14 protein-coding genes are annotated in these 12,870 nt (G+C 64.4%); 2 read left to right on the top strand and 12 right to left on the bottom strand.

Annotated elements, in window-relative coordinates; all coding sequences use genetic code 11:
* Nucleotides 1-3: 3 nt before the first annotated feature.
* The 12 genes from N6L27_RS12015 to N6L27_RS11960 form a co-directional block, all read right to left on the bottom strand.
* Nucleotides 4-1,107, bottom strand: coding sequence for a cis-3-hydroxy-L-proline dehydratase (locus N6L27_RS12015; RefSeq protein WP_271907498.1), 1,104 nt, complete (start codon nucleotides 1,105-1,107; stop codon nucleotides 4-6).
* 35 nt (nucleotides 1,108-1,142) lie between these two features.
* Nucleotides 1,143-2,393, bottom strand: a complete 1,251-nt coding sequence (locus N6L27_RS12010; protein ID WP_271907497.1) for an NAD(P)/FAD-dependent oxidoreductase — start codon at nucleotides 2,391-2,393, stop codon at nucleotides 1,143-1,145.
* A 10-nt stretch (nucleotides 2,394-2,403) separates the two neighbouring features.
* Complete coding sequence (locus tag N6L27_RS12005; RefSeq protein ID WP_271907496.1) at nucleotides 2,404-3,714, bottom strand: TRAP transporter large permease; 1,311 nt, start codon at nucleotides 3,712-3,714, stop codon at nucleotides 2,404-2,406.
* 3 nt (nucleotides 3,715-3,717) lie between these two features.
* On the bottom strand, nucleotides 3,718-4,254 hold the full coding sequence (locus tag N6L27_RS12000; protein ID WP_271907495.1) for a TRAP transporter small permease subunit: 537 nt from the start codon (nucleotides 4,252-4,254) through the stop codon (nucleotides 3,718-3,720).
* A 53-nt stretch (nucleotides 4,255-4,307) separates the two neighbouring features.
* Nucleotides 4,308-5,369 (bottom strand): TRAP transporter substrate-binding protein DctP, encoded by a 1,062-nt coding sequence (dctP, locus tag N6L27_RS11995; RefSeq protein ID WP_271907494.1) that lies wholly within the window; start codon nucleotides 5,367-5,369, stop codon nucleotides 4,308-4,310.
* 65 nt (nucleotides 5,370-5,434) lie between these two features.
* Entirely contained in the window at nucleotides 5,435-6,385 is a 951-nt protein-coding gene (locus tag N6L27_RS11990) for a 4-hydroxyproline epimerase (RefSeq protein WP_271907493.1), read from the bottom strand.
* Nucleotides 6,376-7,335 (bottom strand): dihydrodipicolinate synthase family protein, encoded by a 960-nt coding sequence (locus N6L27_RS11985; RefSeq protein ID WP_271907492.1) that lies wholly within the window; start codon nucleotides 7,333-7,335, stop codon nucleotides 6,376-6,378. Before N6L27_RS11985 ends, N6L27_RS11990 begins: the two co-directional genes overlap by 10 nt.
* 65 nt (nucleotides 7,336-7,400) lie before the next feature.
* Nucleotides 7,401-8,123: an amino acid ABC transporter ATP-binding protein gene (locus N6L27_RS11980; protein WP_271907491.1), complete on the bottom strand. Its 723-nt coding sequence runs from the start codon at nucleotides 8,121-8,123 to the stop codon at nucleotides 7,401-7,403.
* A complete protein-coding gene (locus N6L27_RS11975) occupies nucleotides 8,120-8,782 on the bottom strand; it encodes an amino acid ABC transporter permease (RefSeq protein WP_019298488.1) in 663 nt (220 codons plus the stop codon). Before N6L27_RS11975 ends, N6L27_RS11980 begins: the two co-directional genes overlap by 4 nt.
* Nucleotides 8,783-8,793: 11 nt before the next feature.
* Complete coding sequence (locus tag N6L27_RS11970) at nucleotides 8,794-9,456, bottom strand: amino acid ABC transporter permease (RefSeq protein ID WP_039187376.1); 663 nt, start codon at nucleotides 9,454-9,456, stop codon at nucleotides 8,794-8,796.
* 73 nt (nucleotides 9,457-9,529) lie between these two features.
* The gene (locus tag N6L27_RS11965; protein ID WP_271907490.1) at nucleotides 9,530-10,330 is read right to left on the bottom strand and encodes a transporter substrate-binding domain-containing protein; all 801 of its coding nucleotides are present in this window, start codon (nucleotides 10,328-10,330) and stop codon (nucleotides 9,530-9,532) included.
* Nucleotides 10,331-10,458: 128 nt separating this feature from the next.
* Nucleotides 10,459-10,872 carry a winged helix-turn-helix transcriptional regulator gene (locus tag N6L27_RS11960; RefSeq protein ID WP_039187380.1) on the bottom strand — a complete coding sequence of 138 codons (414 nt, stop codon included), beginning with the start codon at nucleotides 10,870-10,872 and terminating at the stop codon, nucleotides 10,459-10,461.
* Between the two features lie 89 nt (nucleotides 10,873-10,961).
* Here N6L27_RS11960 and N6L27_RS11955 point away from each other — a divergent pair, with 89 nt between their 5' ends.
* Entirely contained in the window at nucleotides 10,962-11,723 is a 762-nt protein-coding gene (locus N6L27_RS11955) for a YdhR family protein (RefSeq protein WP_271907489.1), read from the top strand.
* Between the two features lie 136 nt (nucleotides 11,724-11,859).
* The coding region (locus tag N6L27_RS11950) for a cache domain-containing protein (protein ID WP_334312500.1) at nucleotides 11,860-12,870 on the top strand (1,011 nt) is incomplete at its 3' end.

Below are 12,870 nucleotides of genomic sequence, written 5' to 3'. Positions count from 1 at the left end.
TCCTCAGGAATAGCGGGCAACCGGGTCGCCCAGGGCCTCGAAGATCGGGGTGATCCCCAGGCCGGGCGTGTCCGGGGCGGTCATCCGCCCGTTCACACGCTTGGGCGCGCCGCGGGCAATGTCAACGGTGCCATAGCTGTTGAAGTCGGTGGCGGAGAAGGTGAACTCCGCCGGGGTGGAGCGGGCCAGATGGGCGATGGCGGCGGTGGTGATGTCGCCGCCCCAGGTGTCTTCGATGGTCATCGGGATGCCATGGGCCACACAGAGGTCGCGCATCAGCCGTGCCTTGCTCAGGCCGCCAACCTTGGAGATCTTGAGGTTGATCACGTCCATCGCATCCTCGGCAATGCCCCGCACCAGCGTGTTGGGGGTGTCGATCACCTCATCCATCACAAAGGGCAGCGCAGTGCGGCGGCGGATCGAGACGCTTTCCTCGTAGGTCAGGCAGGGCTGCTCCACATAGACGTCGAGGCCCGCGATGGCTCCCACCACCCGTGCGGCCTCGTGCCGGGTCCAGCCGGTGTTGGCGTCGGCCACCAGCAGGTCGGATTTCTTCAGCACCGCGCGGGTGGCATGGATGCGGTCGATATCGTCGCTGGCCTCGCCGCCGACCTTGAGCTGGAACTTGGTATAGCCCTCGGCGGCATAGCCCTCGATCTTGCGGGCCATGGTATCCGGGTCCTCCTGGCTGATGGCGCGGTAGAGCACCACATCGTCCTGCGCGGCGCCGCCCAGCAGGGTATAGACCGGCTGGCCGGTTGCCTTGCCCAAGAGGTCCCAGCAGGCAATGTCGACCGGCGCTTTGGCATAGGGGTGGCCGCGCAGGGCCGCGTCCATGATGCGGTTGATGCCGCCAATATTCAGCGGGTCCTGCCCGATCAGATGCGGCGCCAGCTCGGCCAGCCCGGCGCGCACACCGCGGGCAAAGGAGGGCAGGTAGGCGGAGCCCAGCGGGCAGCATTCGGCGTAGCCCTTGAGGCCCTCGTCGGTGGTGATTTCCAGCACGGTGCTGTCGAAGACATCGACGTAATTGCCGTTGGACCAGCTGTAGCGGCCTTCCTTCAGCGGCAGATCGACCTGGTAGACGGTGAGCTGGGTGATCTTCATGGCGCGGCTCCTTTCAATTGCGGGTCAGCGGCGGGTCAAAACCGGGTGGCGGCATAGGGCTGCATCGGCAGCGCAGCCGGGGTGTTTGCGGCCAGTGCGGCCACCAGCTCGGCAGTGCCGGCGGCCTGGGTCAGGCCCAGATGGCCGTGGCCGAAGGCATAGATCACGCCCGGGGCGCGGGCGGAGCGGCTGATCACCGGCAGGCTGTCGGGCATCGAGGGGCGGAACCCCATCCATTGGGTGCCGCCGGAAGTGTCGAGATCCGGCAGGAACAGTCTGGCCTTTTGCAGCAGGATGTCCGCCCGGCGGAAGTTGGGCGGCAGCTTCAGCCCGCCCAGCTCCACCGCGCCACCGACCCGGACGCCGCCGCTGATCCTTGTGACGACAAAGCCGTGCGCCGGGAAGGTCAGATGGGTCCTGAGGCCAAAGGCGCCAGGCGGCAGGGTGGTGTTGTAGCCGCGCTCGGTCTCGAGCGGGACGTTTTCGCCTAGGGTGCGGGCCAAGTGATGCGACCAGGCCCCGCAGGCGACCACGATCTGGGCTGCAGGGACAGGGCCGTCCTTTGTCTGCGCTACGGTCTGCCCGCCTTCGCCGCGCAGGGCCGTCACCTCAGCGGTATCTATGCGGCCGCCGCGGGTGACGAAGGCCTGCGCCAGATGTTCGGCCCAGCTTTTGGGGTTCACCGTGTTCATCCAGTCGGGGGTGAAAGCCGCGCGGGTGAAGCGGGAGGCAAGCCCAGGCTGGATTTCGGCAATCGCCTGCGGGCTGTGCAGCAGGTCAAAGCGGATGCCGTGTTCGCGCCGCAGCTGCCAGTCGGGCAGGGCGGCGCGGAAGGCACTCTCACCCTCGTATAGCTGCAATTGCCCCTCGCGCTGCATCAGCGGCTCGCCGTCCACATCGGCGATCTGGCGTTCCAGCGCGGCGCGGGAGTGTGCCATCAGCAGCACCTGCGCCTGCAGTGCCGCATGGTAGCGGCTGCGCCAGCTGGCGCGCCAGAACCGCAGCATCCAGGGGGCGATCTGCAGCGCATAGGCGGGCGGCACCGACAAGGGGCCCAGCGGGTCCAGCAGCCATTTCGGCGCCTTGCGCATGATGCCGGGCGTGGCCAGCGGCACGATGTCAGTAAAGGCAAAGGCGCCGGCGCTGGCCGCCGAGGCCTCTGCCGCGACGCCGGTGCGGTCGAGGATACGCACTCGGCGGCCCTGTTTCTGCAGTTCCAGCGCGGCGCTGAGGCCGATGATGCCGGCGCCGATGACGAGGATATCGCCGGTCTGTTCTGAGTTCATGAGAGGTCCCTCACAGTCCGACCAGCAGGGAGGGCAGCCAGGTGGCCAGCTCCGGCACCAAGAGGAGCGCCACCAGCACCAGGCCTTGCGCGGCCACAAAAGGCAGCACCCCGCGGTACATATGGCCATAGGTCATGTCCTTGGGCGCAATGGAGCGCAGGTAGAAGATCGACGGTGCCATCGGCGGGGTCAGGTAGGAGGTCTGGATCACCACCAGCACCAGCATCGCAAACCACACCGGATCGATCCCGGCGCTGCGCACCAGCGGGGCAAAGATCGGCACGAAGATCAGCACGATCGACACCCAGTCCAGCACGAAACCCGCAAAGAACACCACCAGGAGCAGGAAGGTGATGAGGCCCGCATTGCCGTAGCCGATCACCTCCACCGTATCGCGCACCAGCCCGCCGCCGCCGGTGACGGCGAAGATCGAGGTGAACATGGTGCCACCGGCCACGATCAGCATGATCATCGCGGTAATGCGCAGGGTGACGCCAAGGGCCTCGCGCAGCATGGTGAAGGTGAGCTCGCGGAACATCAGCGTCAGCACCAGCGTGCCGGCAGCACCCACGGCGGCGGCTTCTGTGGCAGAGGCGGCCCCTGCCAGCAGCGAGCCCAGCACCATGGCAATCAGCAAGAGTGGCGGCACCAGCGCGGTGACGGTGATCTTCAGCTTCCGGCCCATCGGAATGGCGCGGCCCTCAGGCGGCAGCACCGGCGCGTCCTCAGGGCGGCGCAGGCTGCGCAAGAGCACATAGCCGACGAAGAACACAACCATCAGCACGCCGGGCAGGATCGAGGCGGCAAACAGCTGGCCGATCGACAGCTGCGCGATGGAGGCATAGACCACCACAATGACCGAGGGCGGAATGATGGTGCCGAGCGAGCCGCCCGCGCAAATGGTGCCGGCAATCAGGTCGTTCTTGTAGCCCGCCGCGCGCATCGCGGGGATGGCCATCAGTCCCACGACGATCTCCACCGCGCCGACAACGCCGGAGGCGGCGGCAAAGATCGCGCACATGGCGATGGTTGACAGCGCCAGCCCGCCGGGCAGTCCGCCCAGCCAGATCTGCAGCGCATAGAACAGCCGCTTGGCAATGCCGGAGCGTTCCAGCACCGCGCCCATGAAGATGAACAGCGGGATCGCAGCCAGCACGAAATTCGAAGCGGTGTGCAAGAGCGGGCCGTAAAGCTGCAGGAACAGCATGTCGCCAAAGACCGCATAGCCAAAGGCAACGGCGACGATCATCATCGAAAACGCCACCGGGATGCCGGCAAACACCAGCGCAAACAGGGCGGCAAACATCAGAAGGGGGATCATAAATCAGCTCTCCGGCGCGGCGTGCGGGTCATCGGGGGTCTGTCCCGGGACTTTCTCGCCGCGTAAGTAAAGGAGCGCCTCTAGCAGGAACTGCAGGCAGAAGGCAAAGAGGCCAAGGGCAATCACCGAATAAAAGGGCCACATCAGCGGCGCCCAGGGGCTGACGGTTTCCACCTCGCCGGTCTGGAACGCCTTCAGCGCCTTGGAGGCCGCGACCCAGGTCAGCGCGCCGGTGATCGGGGCCATCAGCAGCGCATAGACCGCGGCATTCAGCAGCTGCTGGACCCGCAGCGGGAATTTCTGCGACAGAAAATCGATCCGCACATGCGCCTCTTTGCGCAGCGAATAGGCAGCACCCAGGAACACGATGGAGCCGTTCAGCATGTAGGAAATGTCGAAGGCCCAGAGGGTCGGAGCGCCAAAGACGTAGCGGGCGGCGACCTCATAAAGCATGGCCGCGATCATGGCGAGGATGGTCAGTTTGCCAACCGCGCCCAAGAGGGCCGACAGCCCCTCAACGCCGGTTCTGAAGAAATGCATGGAAACCTCCGGGCAGGGAGGCGCGGGCCGGAGATCCCGGCCCGCGCAAAAGATCATTCAGAAGCGTCACGCACCAGGTAGACGGAGTTTTCCGCCCAGCTGGCCTGATAGGCCAGGTAGCTGTCCAGGATCTCCTGCATGCGGGCATTGCCGCCCTCAGACAGTTCTGCAGCACGGGCGCGGGCCCAGTTGCGGCCGGCTTCGCGCAGCTTTTCGGACTCGGCGTGCTCCATCTGGACCATCTGCACCTTGGTCTTGCGGTAATCGGCCATCGCCTTGATGTCGGCGTCGCCAAAGCGGGTGTAACCCTCATAGGTCGACAGGCGCGCGGAGGCCTCGATCAGGCCTTGCAGGTCCTCGGGCAGCGCGTCCCAGGTCTCAGCCTTGACGAAAACCTCCCACAGGAAGGACGGCTGGTGCACGCCGGGCATGATCATATAGGGAGCAACCTCGTGGAAGCCTTCGGAGAAGTTGGCGCCGGGGGTGGACCATTCGATCGCGTCCACGCCCTTGCGCTGCAGCAGGGTGTAGATCTCGTTGCCCGGCACCACGGTCGGCACGCCACCGAAGTCATCCTTCATCACCGCGGCAAAGGCGCCCGAAGTGCGGTATTTCACGCCCTTCAGGTCCGCGACGGTTTTGATTTCGACGTTGGAATGGGCCATGACTTCAGAGGTGCCGATGCCGACGACCAGGCTGTGCAGCCCCATCTCCTCGCGGCGGAAGTCCTGCAGCATCTTCTCGCCGCCGCCCTCGTAGATCCAGTGCAGGGTGGCCTCGGGCGACATGCCGCCGGGGAAGGAGGCGAAGATCGCATTAGTCGGGTCCTGATTGACCAGATAGGACGGGGTGGAATGGCCCGCCTCAACGATGCCTTCCTGCACCGCCTCATGGGCCTTGAAGGCGGGCACCAGAACACCGGCGCCGAAGGGTTGAATCTCAACCCGGCCCTGCGTCAGGGTTTCGACGTTGCCGGCAAAGCGCTCCATGAAGTTCTGATAGAGGAAGGAGCCTTCGCCGACGGCGGCGGTCATCTTCCATTCGACCTCTGCTGCGGAAGCGGCAGACGCCAATGCGAGGCTGAAGCCTGCGGCGATTGCGGATGTGAATTTCATGACAGTATCCTCTCTTCTGCTGGGATGCGGCCCGGGTTTCCGTCCCGGGCCTTGGTTAAAGATGCTCAGGCGGCGGCTTCCCCGCTGCTGGAGATGCCGTCGCGGAAGGGATCGTCGGGGCTGAAGAACAGCTTGCCCTCACCCATCACAAAGGCCTGGCCGCTGAGGGTGGGGATCACGCCGCCAGCTGGCCCCGGCTGATAGGACAGCCGGTAGGGGGAACCGATGATGCTTTCTTGGATGATCTCCTCCCCCGGCTGAAGCCGCCCCGATGCCGCTAGGCAGGCCAGCCGGGCAGAGCTGCCGGTGCCGCAGGGGGAGCGGTCATAGGTGTCGTCCGGGCACAGCACGAAGTTGCGGCTGTGGATGCCAGCGCGGGGGGAGGGGCCTTGGAAGATCACATGGTCGATCAGCTCACCTTTTTCGCCGCCAATCCCTTGGGCATTGGCCGCAGTGCGGATGGCGATGGCGCGATCCGTGAGGGCGCGGATGTTGTCTGTCCGCAAGGGCAGCGGGCTGGGCTCGACGATGAAGAACCAGTTGCCGCCATAGGCGACGTCGCCTGTCACCGTGCTGCCATCCGGCAGGGTGACCTTGGCCGCCGCGGAGACCCGGCGGCTTTCGATGTTGGTGACGGTGACGGTATTGGCGTCCTCCAGCAGCACCGTCACCACGCCCACGGGGGTCTCGATGCGGTGGCTGCCGGGGGTGATCAAGCCCAGATGGGCCAGCGTCACCGCCAGCCCGATGGTGCCATGGCCGCACATGCCCAGAACCGCGTCGGCATCAAAGTAGAGAACACCGGCGGCGCAGGTTGGATCGGTGGGATGCACCAGCAGTGCGCCGACCATGGCGGGCTGGCCGCGCGGCTCGCGCATCACGGCGTGGCAGAAACCCATGTGCTCCACTGCCAGCCGCCGCGCGCGCTCTGCCAGCGGGCCGGTCCCCAGATCGGGACCGCCCTCCAGGATCACGCGCGTCGGTTCGCCGCCGGTATGGCTGTCGACTACATGCATTCGGCGATGATCCCGCCCTGCGCCGACCAATCGGCGAACCAGTTGCGGAACAGCGTGTACTGCTGTTCGCAATAGTTGCGCTGGGCGTCCGACAATTCGTCTGTCGCGTTGAAGTGCAGGCGGTAGTCTTCTTCGCCGTTCAGCACCAGCAGGTGCTTGTAGTAGAGGATCAGGTCCGGACCCTCGTCGAAAGTGGACAGCACGTGGATCGCGTCGGTCAGCTCCTGCGCGCGGACGCGGGCCTCGGCGCTGCCTTCAGCCGCCAGTTTCGACAGGCGCGCCAGCAGCAGCGCCTCCTTGGGCAGGGCGCAGCCGATACCGGTGATCGAGCCGGTTGCGCCGCAGTTGACAAACCCGTGGTAGACCTCGGTGTCGACACCGACCATCAGGGTCACCTGATCGTCCTGGCTGGTGATATGCTCCGCCGCATAGCGCAGGTCGTCCTTGCCGCCGAACTCCTTGAAACCGATCAGGTTTTTGTGCTCCGCGCGCAGGGCAAAGAACAGATCGGCCCGGGTGGCAAAGCCGTAGTAGGGGCTGTTGTAGATGATCGCCGGCACGTCCGGGGCTGCGTCCAGAATGGCCTTGAAGTGGTTCTTCTGCGCCGCCACGGAAGTGCCGCGGGACAACACGCGCGGGATCACCATCAGGCCGGCCGCGCCGACCTCCTGCGCGTGTCGGGCATGATCCACCGCGGATTTGGTGTTGATCGCACCGGTGCCGACTACAACCGGCAGTCCGGCGGCGGCGAGGCGGGCAACGCCCTCCATCCGCTGTTCATCGGTCAGCAGCGGCCAGTCGCCCATCGAACCGCAATAGACCACCGCCGACATGCCCGCGGCGATCATTTCCACGCCTTTCATGACCAGGGCGTCGAAGTTCGGCGTGCGGTCCGGGTTGCAGGGGGTCATCAGGGCCGGCATGGTGCCGGTGAAGACGTTTGTAGACATTATCCAATTTCTCCAGTTAGGGGCAGGCCGCCACTGGGAGGCACGGCAGCCTGCGGGGGAAGGGGTCAGCGCACGTTGGCGAGGAATTTGCGGGTGTGTTCGGACCGGGCGTCGCCGAAGATCTGGGCAGGAGGGCCGATCTCCTCCATCACGCCCTGATGGAAGAAGGCCACCCGGTCGGAAACATCGCGGGCAAAGCCCATCTCATGGGTGACGCAGATCATCGTCATGCCTTCATCCGCCAGCAGGCGCATGGTATCCAGGACTTCGCCCACCAGTTCGGGGTCAAGGGCAGAGGTCGCCTCGTCAAACAGCATGTATTCCGGCTCCATCGCCAGGGCGCGGGCTATTGCCAGCCGCTGCTGCTGGCCGCCGGACAGGGCGCCGGGGTAGACATCCAGCTTCTCGCCCAGCCCCACGTGCTGCAGCTGTTTCGCTGCAATGTCGCGGGCCTCAGCCTTGGATTTGCCTTTGACGATGCGCGGCGCCAGCGCCACGTTTTCCAGCGCCGTCAGATGCGGAAAGGAATTCCACTGCTGGAACACCATGCCCAGCTTCTGGCGCAGCTTGTTGATGTCGGTGCCCTTGGCGTGGACATCGGTGCCATCAACGGTGACTGCCCCGTCCTGGATCGCTTCCAGCCCGTTGATGCAGTAAAGCAGCGTCGATTTGCCGGAGCCGGAGGCGCCGATGACAGAGAGCACCTCGCCTTTCTGCACATCCAGGTCGATGCCTTTCAGAACGTGCAGAGCGCCGAAATACTTGTGAAGGTCGCGGATGGAAATCATTGGGCCCACCTGTTTTCGAGATGTGTGGCGTAGCGGGAGACCGGATAGGACAGCGCAAAGTAGAAGGCGCCGGCCAGGGCAAGGATCAGGAACGGCTCCTGGGTGCGGGTGATCAGGATCTGGCTGGCTTTCAGCAGCTCGACATAGCCAAGCACGGAAACCAGCGCGCTGTCTTTCATCACCCCCAAGGCAACGCCGACCCAGGAGGGAAACACCGCCCGCCCGCCGATTGGCAGCACCACATGGCGCAGGTCCTGCCAGTAACTAAGCCCGAGGCTGCGCGCGGCGCGGCGCATCGGGGCGCCCACCGCCTCAATCCCGCCGCGGGCCACATTGGCCACGAGTGCCGCGGTATAGACGGTCAGGATCACGGTGCCGGAGGCAAAGGGATCAAGGTTCAGCCCCACGATGGGGGCGAAGTTGTAAAACAGCACTAGCTGGATGATCAGCGGCACGGAGCGGAACACGTCCAGCACCGGCGCCAGTGTAAGCGTGGCGGCGCGGCGGCCCTCGTACAGCATCCAGCCGAACAGGGTGCCCAGCACCGTGCCAAGCGAGATCGACAGGACGGAAATCCACAGCGTGCGCAGCGCGGCCTCACCCATGAACCACAGGTCATTGGGAGCAAAGCCGCTGAAAAACTTGAGTGTCGGTTCCATGGCGCTTCCCCTCAGTACCGGAACAGCCGGGCGGCCATCAGCCGCGAGCTGAGCAGGATCACCTTGACGATGGCGTAGTAGATCACCGCTGTGACCGCAAAATATTCAAAGATGCGGAAGGTGCGGGAGGCAAAGAATTGGGTCTCGCCCGACAGCTCGCGAAAGCCCACAAGCATCCCCAGAGAGGACATCAGCACCGCCCAGACCATCTGGTTGGTGATCGGGTGATAGACGATGCGGAACACCTGCGGGATCACCACGCGGCTGTAGGCCTGCCAGGGTGTCATGCCAAGGCTGCGGGAAGCGCGGATCTGGGTCTCCGGCACCGCCTTGAAGCCGCCGCGGAAGTTTTCGGCCAGATAGCCCGCGCAGTTGAAGGTCAGCCCCGCCAGCACGATCAGATAAGGCGAGAGGTGCAGCCCGAAGGCGCCGAGGCCGAAGCCGAAGAAGAACAGCTGGAACAGCGCGGGCGTGTTGCGGGCCAGCTCCACCCAGGCGGTGGCGAACCAGTAGACCGGCCCCCGAAGGTGCAGCCGCGCCAGCGCCAGGCAGAGGCCGATCACGATGCCAAGCACCATCGCCAGAACCGCCACCTGCAGCGTCAAAGAGGCTGCCTCCAGCAGGTCCGGCAGGCTTTTCATCACCGGCCGCCAGTGAAAATTATAGTCGAACATCTGGGGTTATGCTCCCTGGCCCCTGCCAGCCGCCGGGAGAGCGCGGCTGGCAGGGGCGGGTTTCACCGTTGGGTCAGTACAGCACGCCGGGGATGCGCAGCTCAGGCGCGTCGCCGCCGACGTATTTGCCCCACAGCTCGCCGTAGCGGCCCGAGCGTACCTGATGGGTTACAAACAGGTTCAGGAAGTTGATCCAGGTGACATCCTCGCGCTTGCCCACGACCGAGGTATAGTCGGTGGTCCAGGGCATCCGCGGGCCGGCCGCCAGGGTCTCATACTGCTGGGTCACCGGCAGCACCGCGGTGTTGGTGGTGAGGCCTATGTCCGCCTTGCCCTGCGCCACCGCCAGGAACACCTCGTTCTCGGACTGGTAGCCCTGGTAGTTGCCTTCCTCGCCCCATTCGGCGGCGATCTTCAGCCATTCCTGCTCCGGCAGGGTGCCGATGGCGCCGGCCACCCGCTTGCCCTTGATGTCCTCAAAGCTTTCGATGCCGCTTTCAGTGTTCACGACGCCCTGAGCGAAATAGATCGCATAAGGAATGGTGAAGCCGACGGTGCGCGCCCGCGCGAGGCTGTCGGAGGTGGCGCCGAACACCACGTCGGCGCGGCCCGTCACGATGGCGGGCAGGCGCTCGGCCCAGGTGACCGGAAGGATCTCGGCATCAACCTCCAGCGCGGCCGCCAGGTCGTTGCAGTAATCGACGTCAAACCCTGCCGGTTCGTTGTTGGCATCGCGGTAGCCGATCGGCGGGAAATCCAGCACCACGCCGCAGCGCAGGGTGCCGCGGTCCACCACATCATCCAGTGTATCCGCAAGGGCAGGTGCCAAGGGCACCAGGGCAAGCGCCGCAGCAGCGGCCAGCGATTTGAACATGAGATCCTCCTGTCGGTGTGTTGTTATGGAGAATCAGATACAGGATAATGGATACAAAATCCACAGATATGTGGAATGACCCGCCGGGGCCAGGGGGTGCGGGTCAAAGGGTGCTGCAAATCAGGAGCTTAGGGGCGCTCGCCTGCGCGCATTCTGGCCTCTGTTCCTGGCCGGTCTGCTGAGATTTTGTCGAGGAAACCCGTCATCGCATCCGGAGCAGTGTTGTAGCGGCCGCTCCACAGGGCGATTTCGATAAGCACCGGCGCCAGGTCGCGGCCCTTTTGCGTCAGCTCATATACAAAGCTGCGGCCGCTGTCCGGGTCTTTCTCTTTGGTGACAATACCAGCTTGCTCCAGCTGCTTCAGCCGCTGCGCCAGGATGTTGGTGGAGATCCCCTCCCAGCCTGCCAGCAGCTCGCCATAGGTCCGGGCGCCTTTCACTGCCATGTCGCGGATGACCAGGAGGCTCCACCGGTCACCGAAAATGTCCAGCGCATAGGCGACGGGACAGCCGGAGTCATACTTACTGCGCGATTGGGTCATGGGCCCTCGGTATATTTTTCACTTGCGAATTGCAAGTGTTTGTGCGAGCCAATTGAACACTTGCAAAATGCAAGCAATCAGGAGTGACCATGACCGAAACCCCAATGACCGCGGATTTCCGCGAACGATCGCGGCTGTCCCGCCGCCAGCTGCTGGCCGCCTCTGCGGGCGCGCTGCTGCTGCCCTCCCTTCCCAAAGCTCAGGAAAAAGACATGACCCCCAAAGCCTTTGTCTACACCGAAGTTGCCATCTCCGTGCCGTTCGATCAGGCGCCCTGGCAGGACATCAACCAGGCGATCCGGCAGCAGCCCGGGTTCCTGAACAAGACCTGGCTGTCAGGTCACGGCAACAATTCCCTGGGCGGGTTCTATGGCTTTGACAGCATTGAAAATGCGCGGAAATTCGTGACCGGCTATTTCCCGTCGGAGCCGCGGGCCTTCGGCGTGGCGCATAACACGCGGGTGTTTGATGCCGAAACGACCGAGGCCGCCAGCAGGGACATGGGCGCGGTGCAATACGGTGGCCCAGCCGCAGCACCCGGCGCCTTTGTCTATACTGAGCTGCAATTATCGGTGCCTTTCGAGGATGCACCCTGGCAGGCCCGCAACAAGGCGCTGAAGATGCTGCCGGGGCTGCAGAACAAGGTCTGGCTGAGCGGCTTGCAGACCAGGACACTGGGCGGGTTTGATGCCTTTCAGACACTGGACCATGCACTGGATTTTGCAGTGAACATGTTCCCGGAAACCGCGGCAGAACTGGGCTGCGCCTTCTATACGCGGGTGTTTGATGCTGCGGTCACGGAGGCTGCCAGCCGGGCAATGAACTCCCCCTATTACAGCCCTGCCGCCTAGCACCTGGCGGTGTGGCGCTAGTGCGGTTTGACATCTACCGGGCTGCCGAGTTTTCTGCACGGCGGCCCGGACTGGCGCGTGCATTTGCGGGCTGCGCCGGCGCGGTGCTGTGGTGCTAGGATTTTGTTAGGACCAGCTGCCTATTTCAAGAAGGAGATGGCCCGGAATCAAAGGACCCACTTCACTATGCCTGCTTTCTTCTACCGCTTGCCGGTGCGGATCTACGCGCTGGCCGCAATGGCGGTTTGCCCTGCTGACTGTCTTCCTGCTGGTTCGCGCAAATAACGATGAATACGTCAGCCGTGAACGCGAGCTGCATCAAATCACGGACATGGCCTTCAGCCAGCTGGATGCGCTGCAACGCCAGGTTGCGGACGGCCAGCTTGAGGAGGCAGCGGCTCGCGAGATGGGCCGCACGGTGCTTGAGACCTTCAGGTTCGGCACCGCCGGCGACTTTCACGCCTTTGACTTCGATCTGGTGATCACTGCAAATGCCTTTCTGCCGGAGTGGGTGGGCACGCGCCAGCCCGGCCTGACCGATGAAAACGGGGTCAGGATCTATCAGGAGATGCTTAAGATCGCCAAGGCGGATGGCCAGGGCTCTCTGATTTACCACTTCGCCAACGCGAGCACCGGCGTGATCGAGGCCAAGATGGGCTACATCCGGGTCTATGAACCCTGGGGCTGGATCATCGGTACCGGCGCCTATGTGTCGGATATCGAGGCCAAGGTGCAGCAGAATATCATCACAACCGTGACAGGGCTGCTTGTTACCCTGGCGGTTCTGATGGCGGGCGCGACCCTGATCACCCGCAGTGTCACCGGGCCGGTCGGCGCCCTGCGCGGGCGCATGCAGTCGATGGCGGACGGCGATACCGCCAGTGCCATTCCGGCCACCGCCAGCAAAAGCGAGATCGGTGAGATGGCGCGCACCCTGGATGTATTCCGCCAGGCGCTGATCCGGCAGCAGGAGCTGGAAGACGCGGAGCATGCGCTGAATGAGAAGCGCAGCAAGGTGGTGGCCGCGCTCAGCAGCAAGCTGTCGGCGCTGTCGCAGGGCGACCTGAGTGCGCAGATCACCGAGACCTTCCCTCAGGATTACGAACAGCTGCGCCAGGATTTCAACACCACCGCGCAAAACCTCAGC

Source organism: Leisingera sp. SS27 (genome assembly GCF_028368855.1).
In the GTDB taxonomy this organism is placed as follows: Bacteria; Pseudomonadota; Alphaproteobacteria; order Rhodobacterales; family Rhodobacteraceae; genus Leisingera.
The sequence above is the reverse complement of the archived record's forward strand: the minus strand, read 5'-3'. Positions and strand labels throughout refer to the sequence as shown.

Coding starts and splice junctions, on each gene's coding strand:
- dctP (WP_271907494.1), bottom strand. CDS start 5,369: ATGAAATTCACATCCGCAATCGCCGCAGGCTTCAGCCTCGCATTGGCG.
- N6L27_RS11965 (WP_271907490.1), bottom strand. CDS start 10,330: ATGTTCAAATCGCTGGCCGCTGCTGCGGCGCTTGCCCTGGTGCCCTTG.
- N6L27_RS12010 (WP_271907497.1), bottom strand. CDS start 2,393: ATGAACTCAGAACAGACCGGCGATATCCTCGTCATCGGCGCCGGCATC.
- N6L27_RS11990 (WP_271907493.1), bottom strand. CDS start 6,385: ATGCATGTAGTCGACAGCCATACCGGCGGCGAACCGACGCGCGTGATC.
- N6L27_RS12000 (WP_271907495.1), bottom strand. CDS start 4,254: ATGCATTTCTTCAGAACCGGCGTTGAGGGGCTGTCGGCCCTCTTGGGC.
- N6L27_RS11980 (WP_271907491.1), bottom strand. CDS start 8,123: ATGATTTCCATCCGCGACCTTCACAAGTATTTCGGCGCTCTGCACGTT.
- N6L27_RS11970 (WP_039187376.1), bottom strand. CDS start 9,456: ATGTTCGACTATAATTTTCACTGGCGGCCGGTGATGAAAAGCCTGCCG.
- N6L27_RS11985 (WP_271907492.1), bottom strand. CDS start 7,335: ATGTCTACAAACGTCTTCACCGGCACCATGCCGGCCCTGATGACCCCC.
- N6L27_RS11955 (WP_271907489.1), top strand. CDS start 10,962: ATGACCGAAACCCCAATGACCGCGGATTTCCGCGAACGATCGCGGCTG.
- N6L27_RS12015 (WP_271907498.1), bottom strand. CDS start 1,107: ATGAAGATCACCCAGCTCACCGTCTACCAGGTCGATCTGCCGCTGAAG.
- N6L27_RS11960 (WP_039187380.1), bottom strand. CDS start 10,872: ATGACCCAATCGCGCAGTAAGTATGACTCCGGCTGTCCCGTCGCCTAT.
- N6L27_RS11975 (WP_019298488.1), bottom strand. CDS start 8,782: ATGGAACCGACACTCAAGTTTTTCAGCGGCTTTGCTCCCAATGACCTG.
- N6L27_RS12005 (WP_271907496.1), bottom strand. CDS start 3,714: ATGATCCCCCTTCTGATGTTTGCCGCCCTGTTTGCGCTGGTGTTTGCC.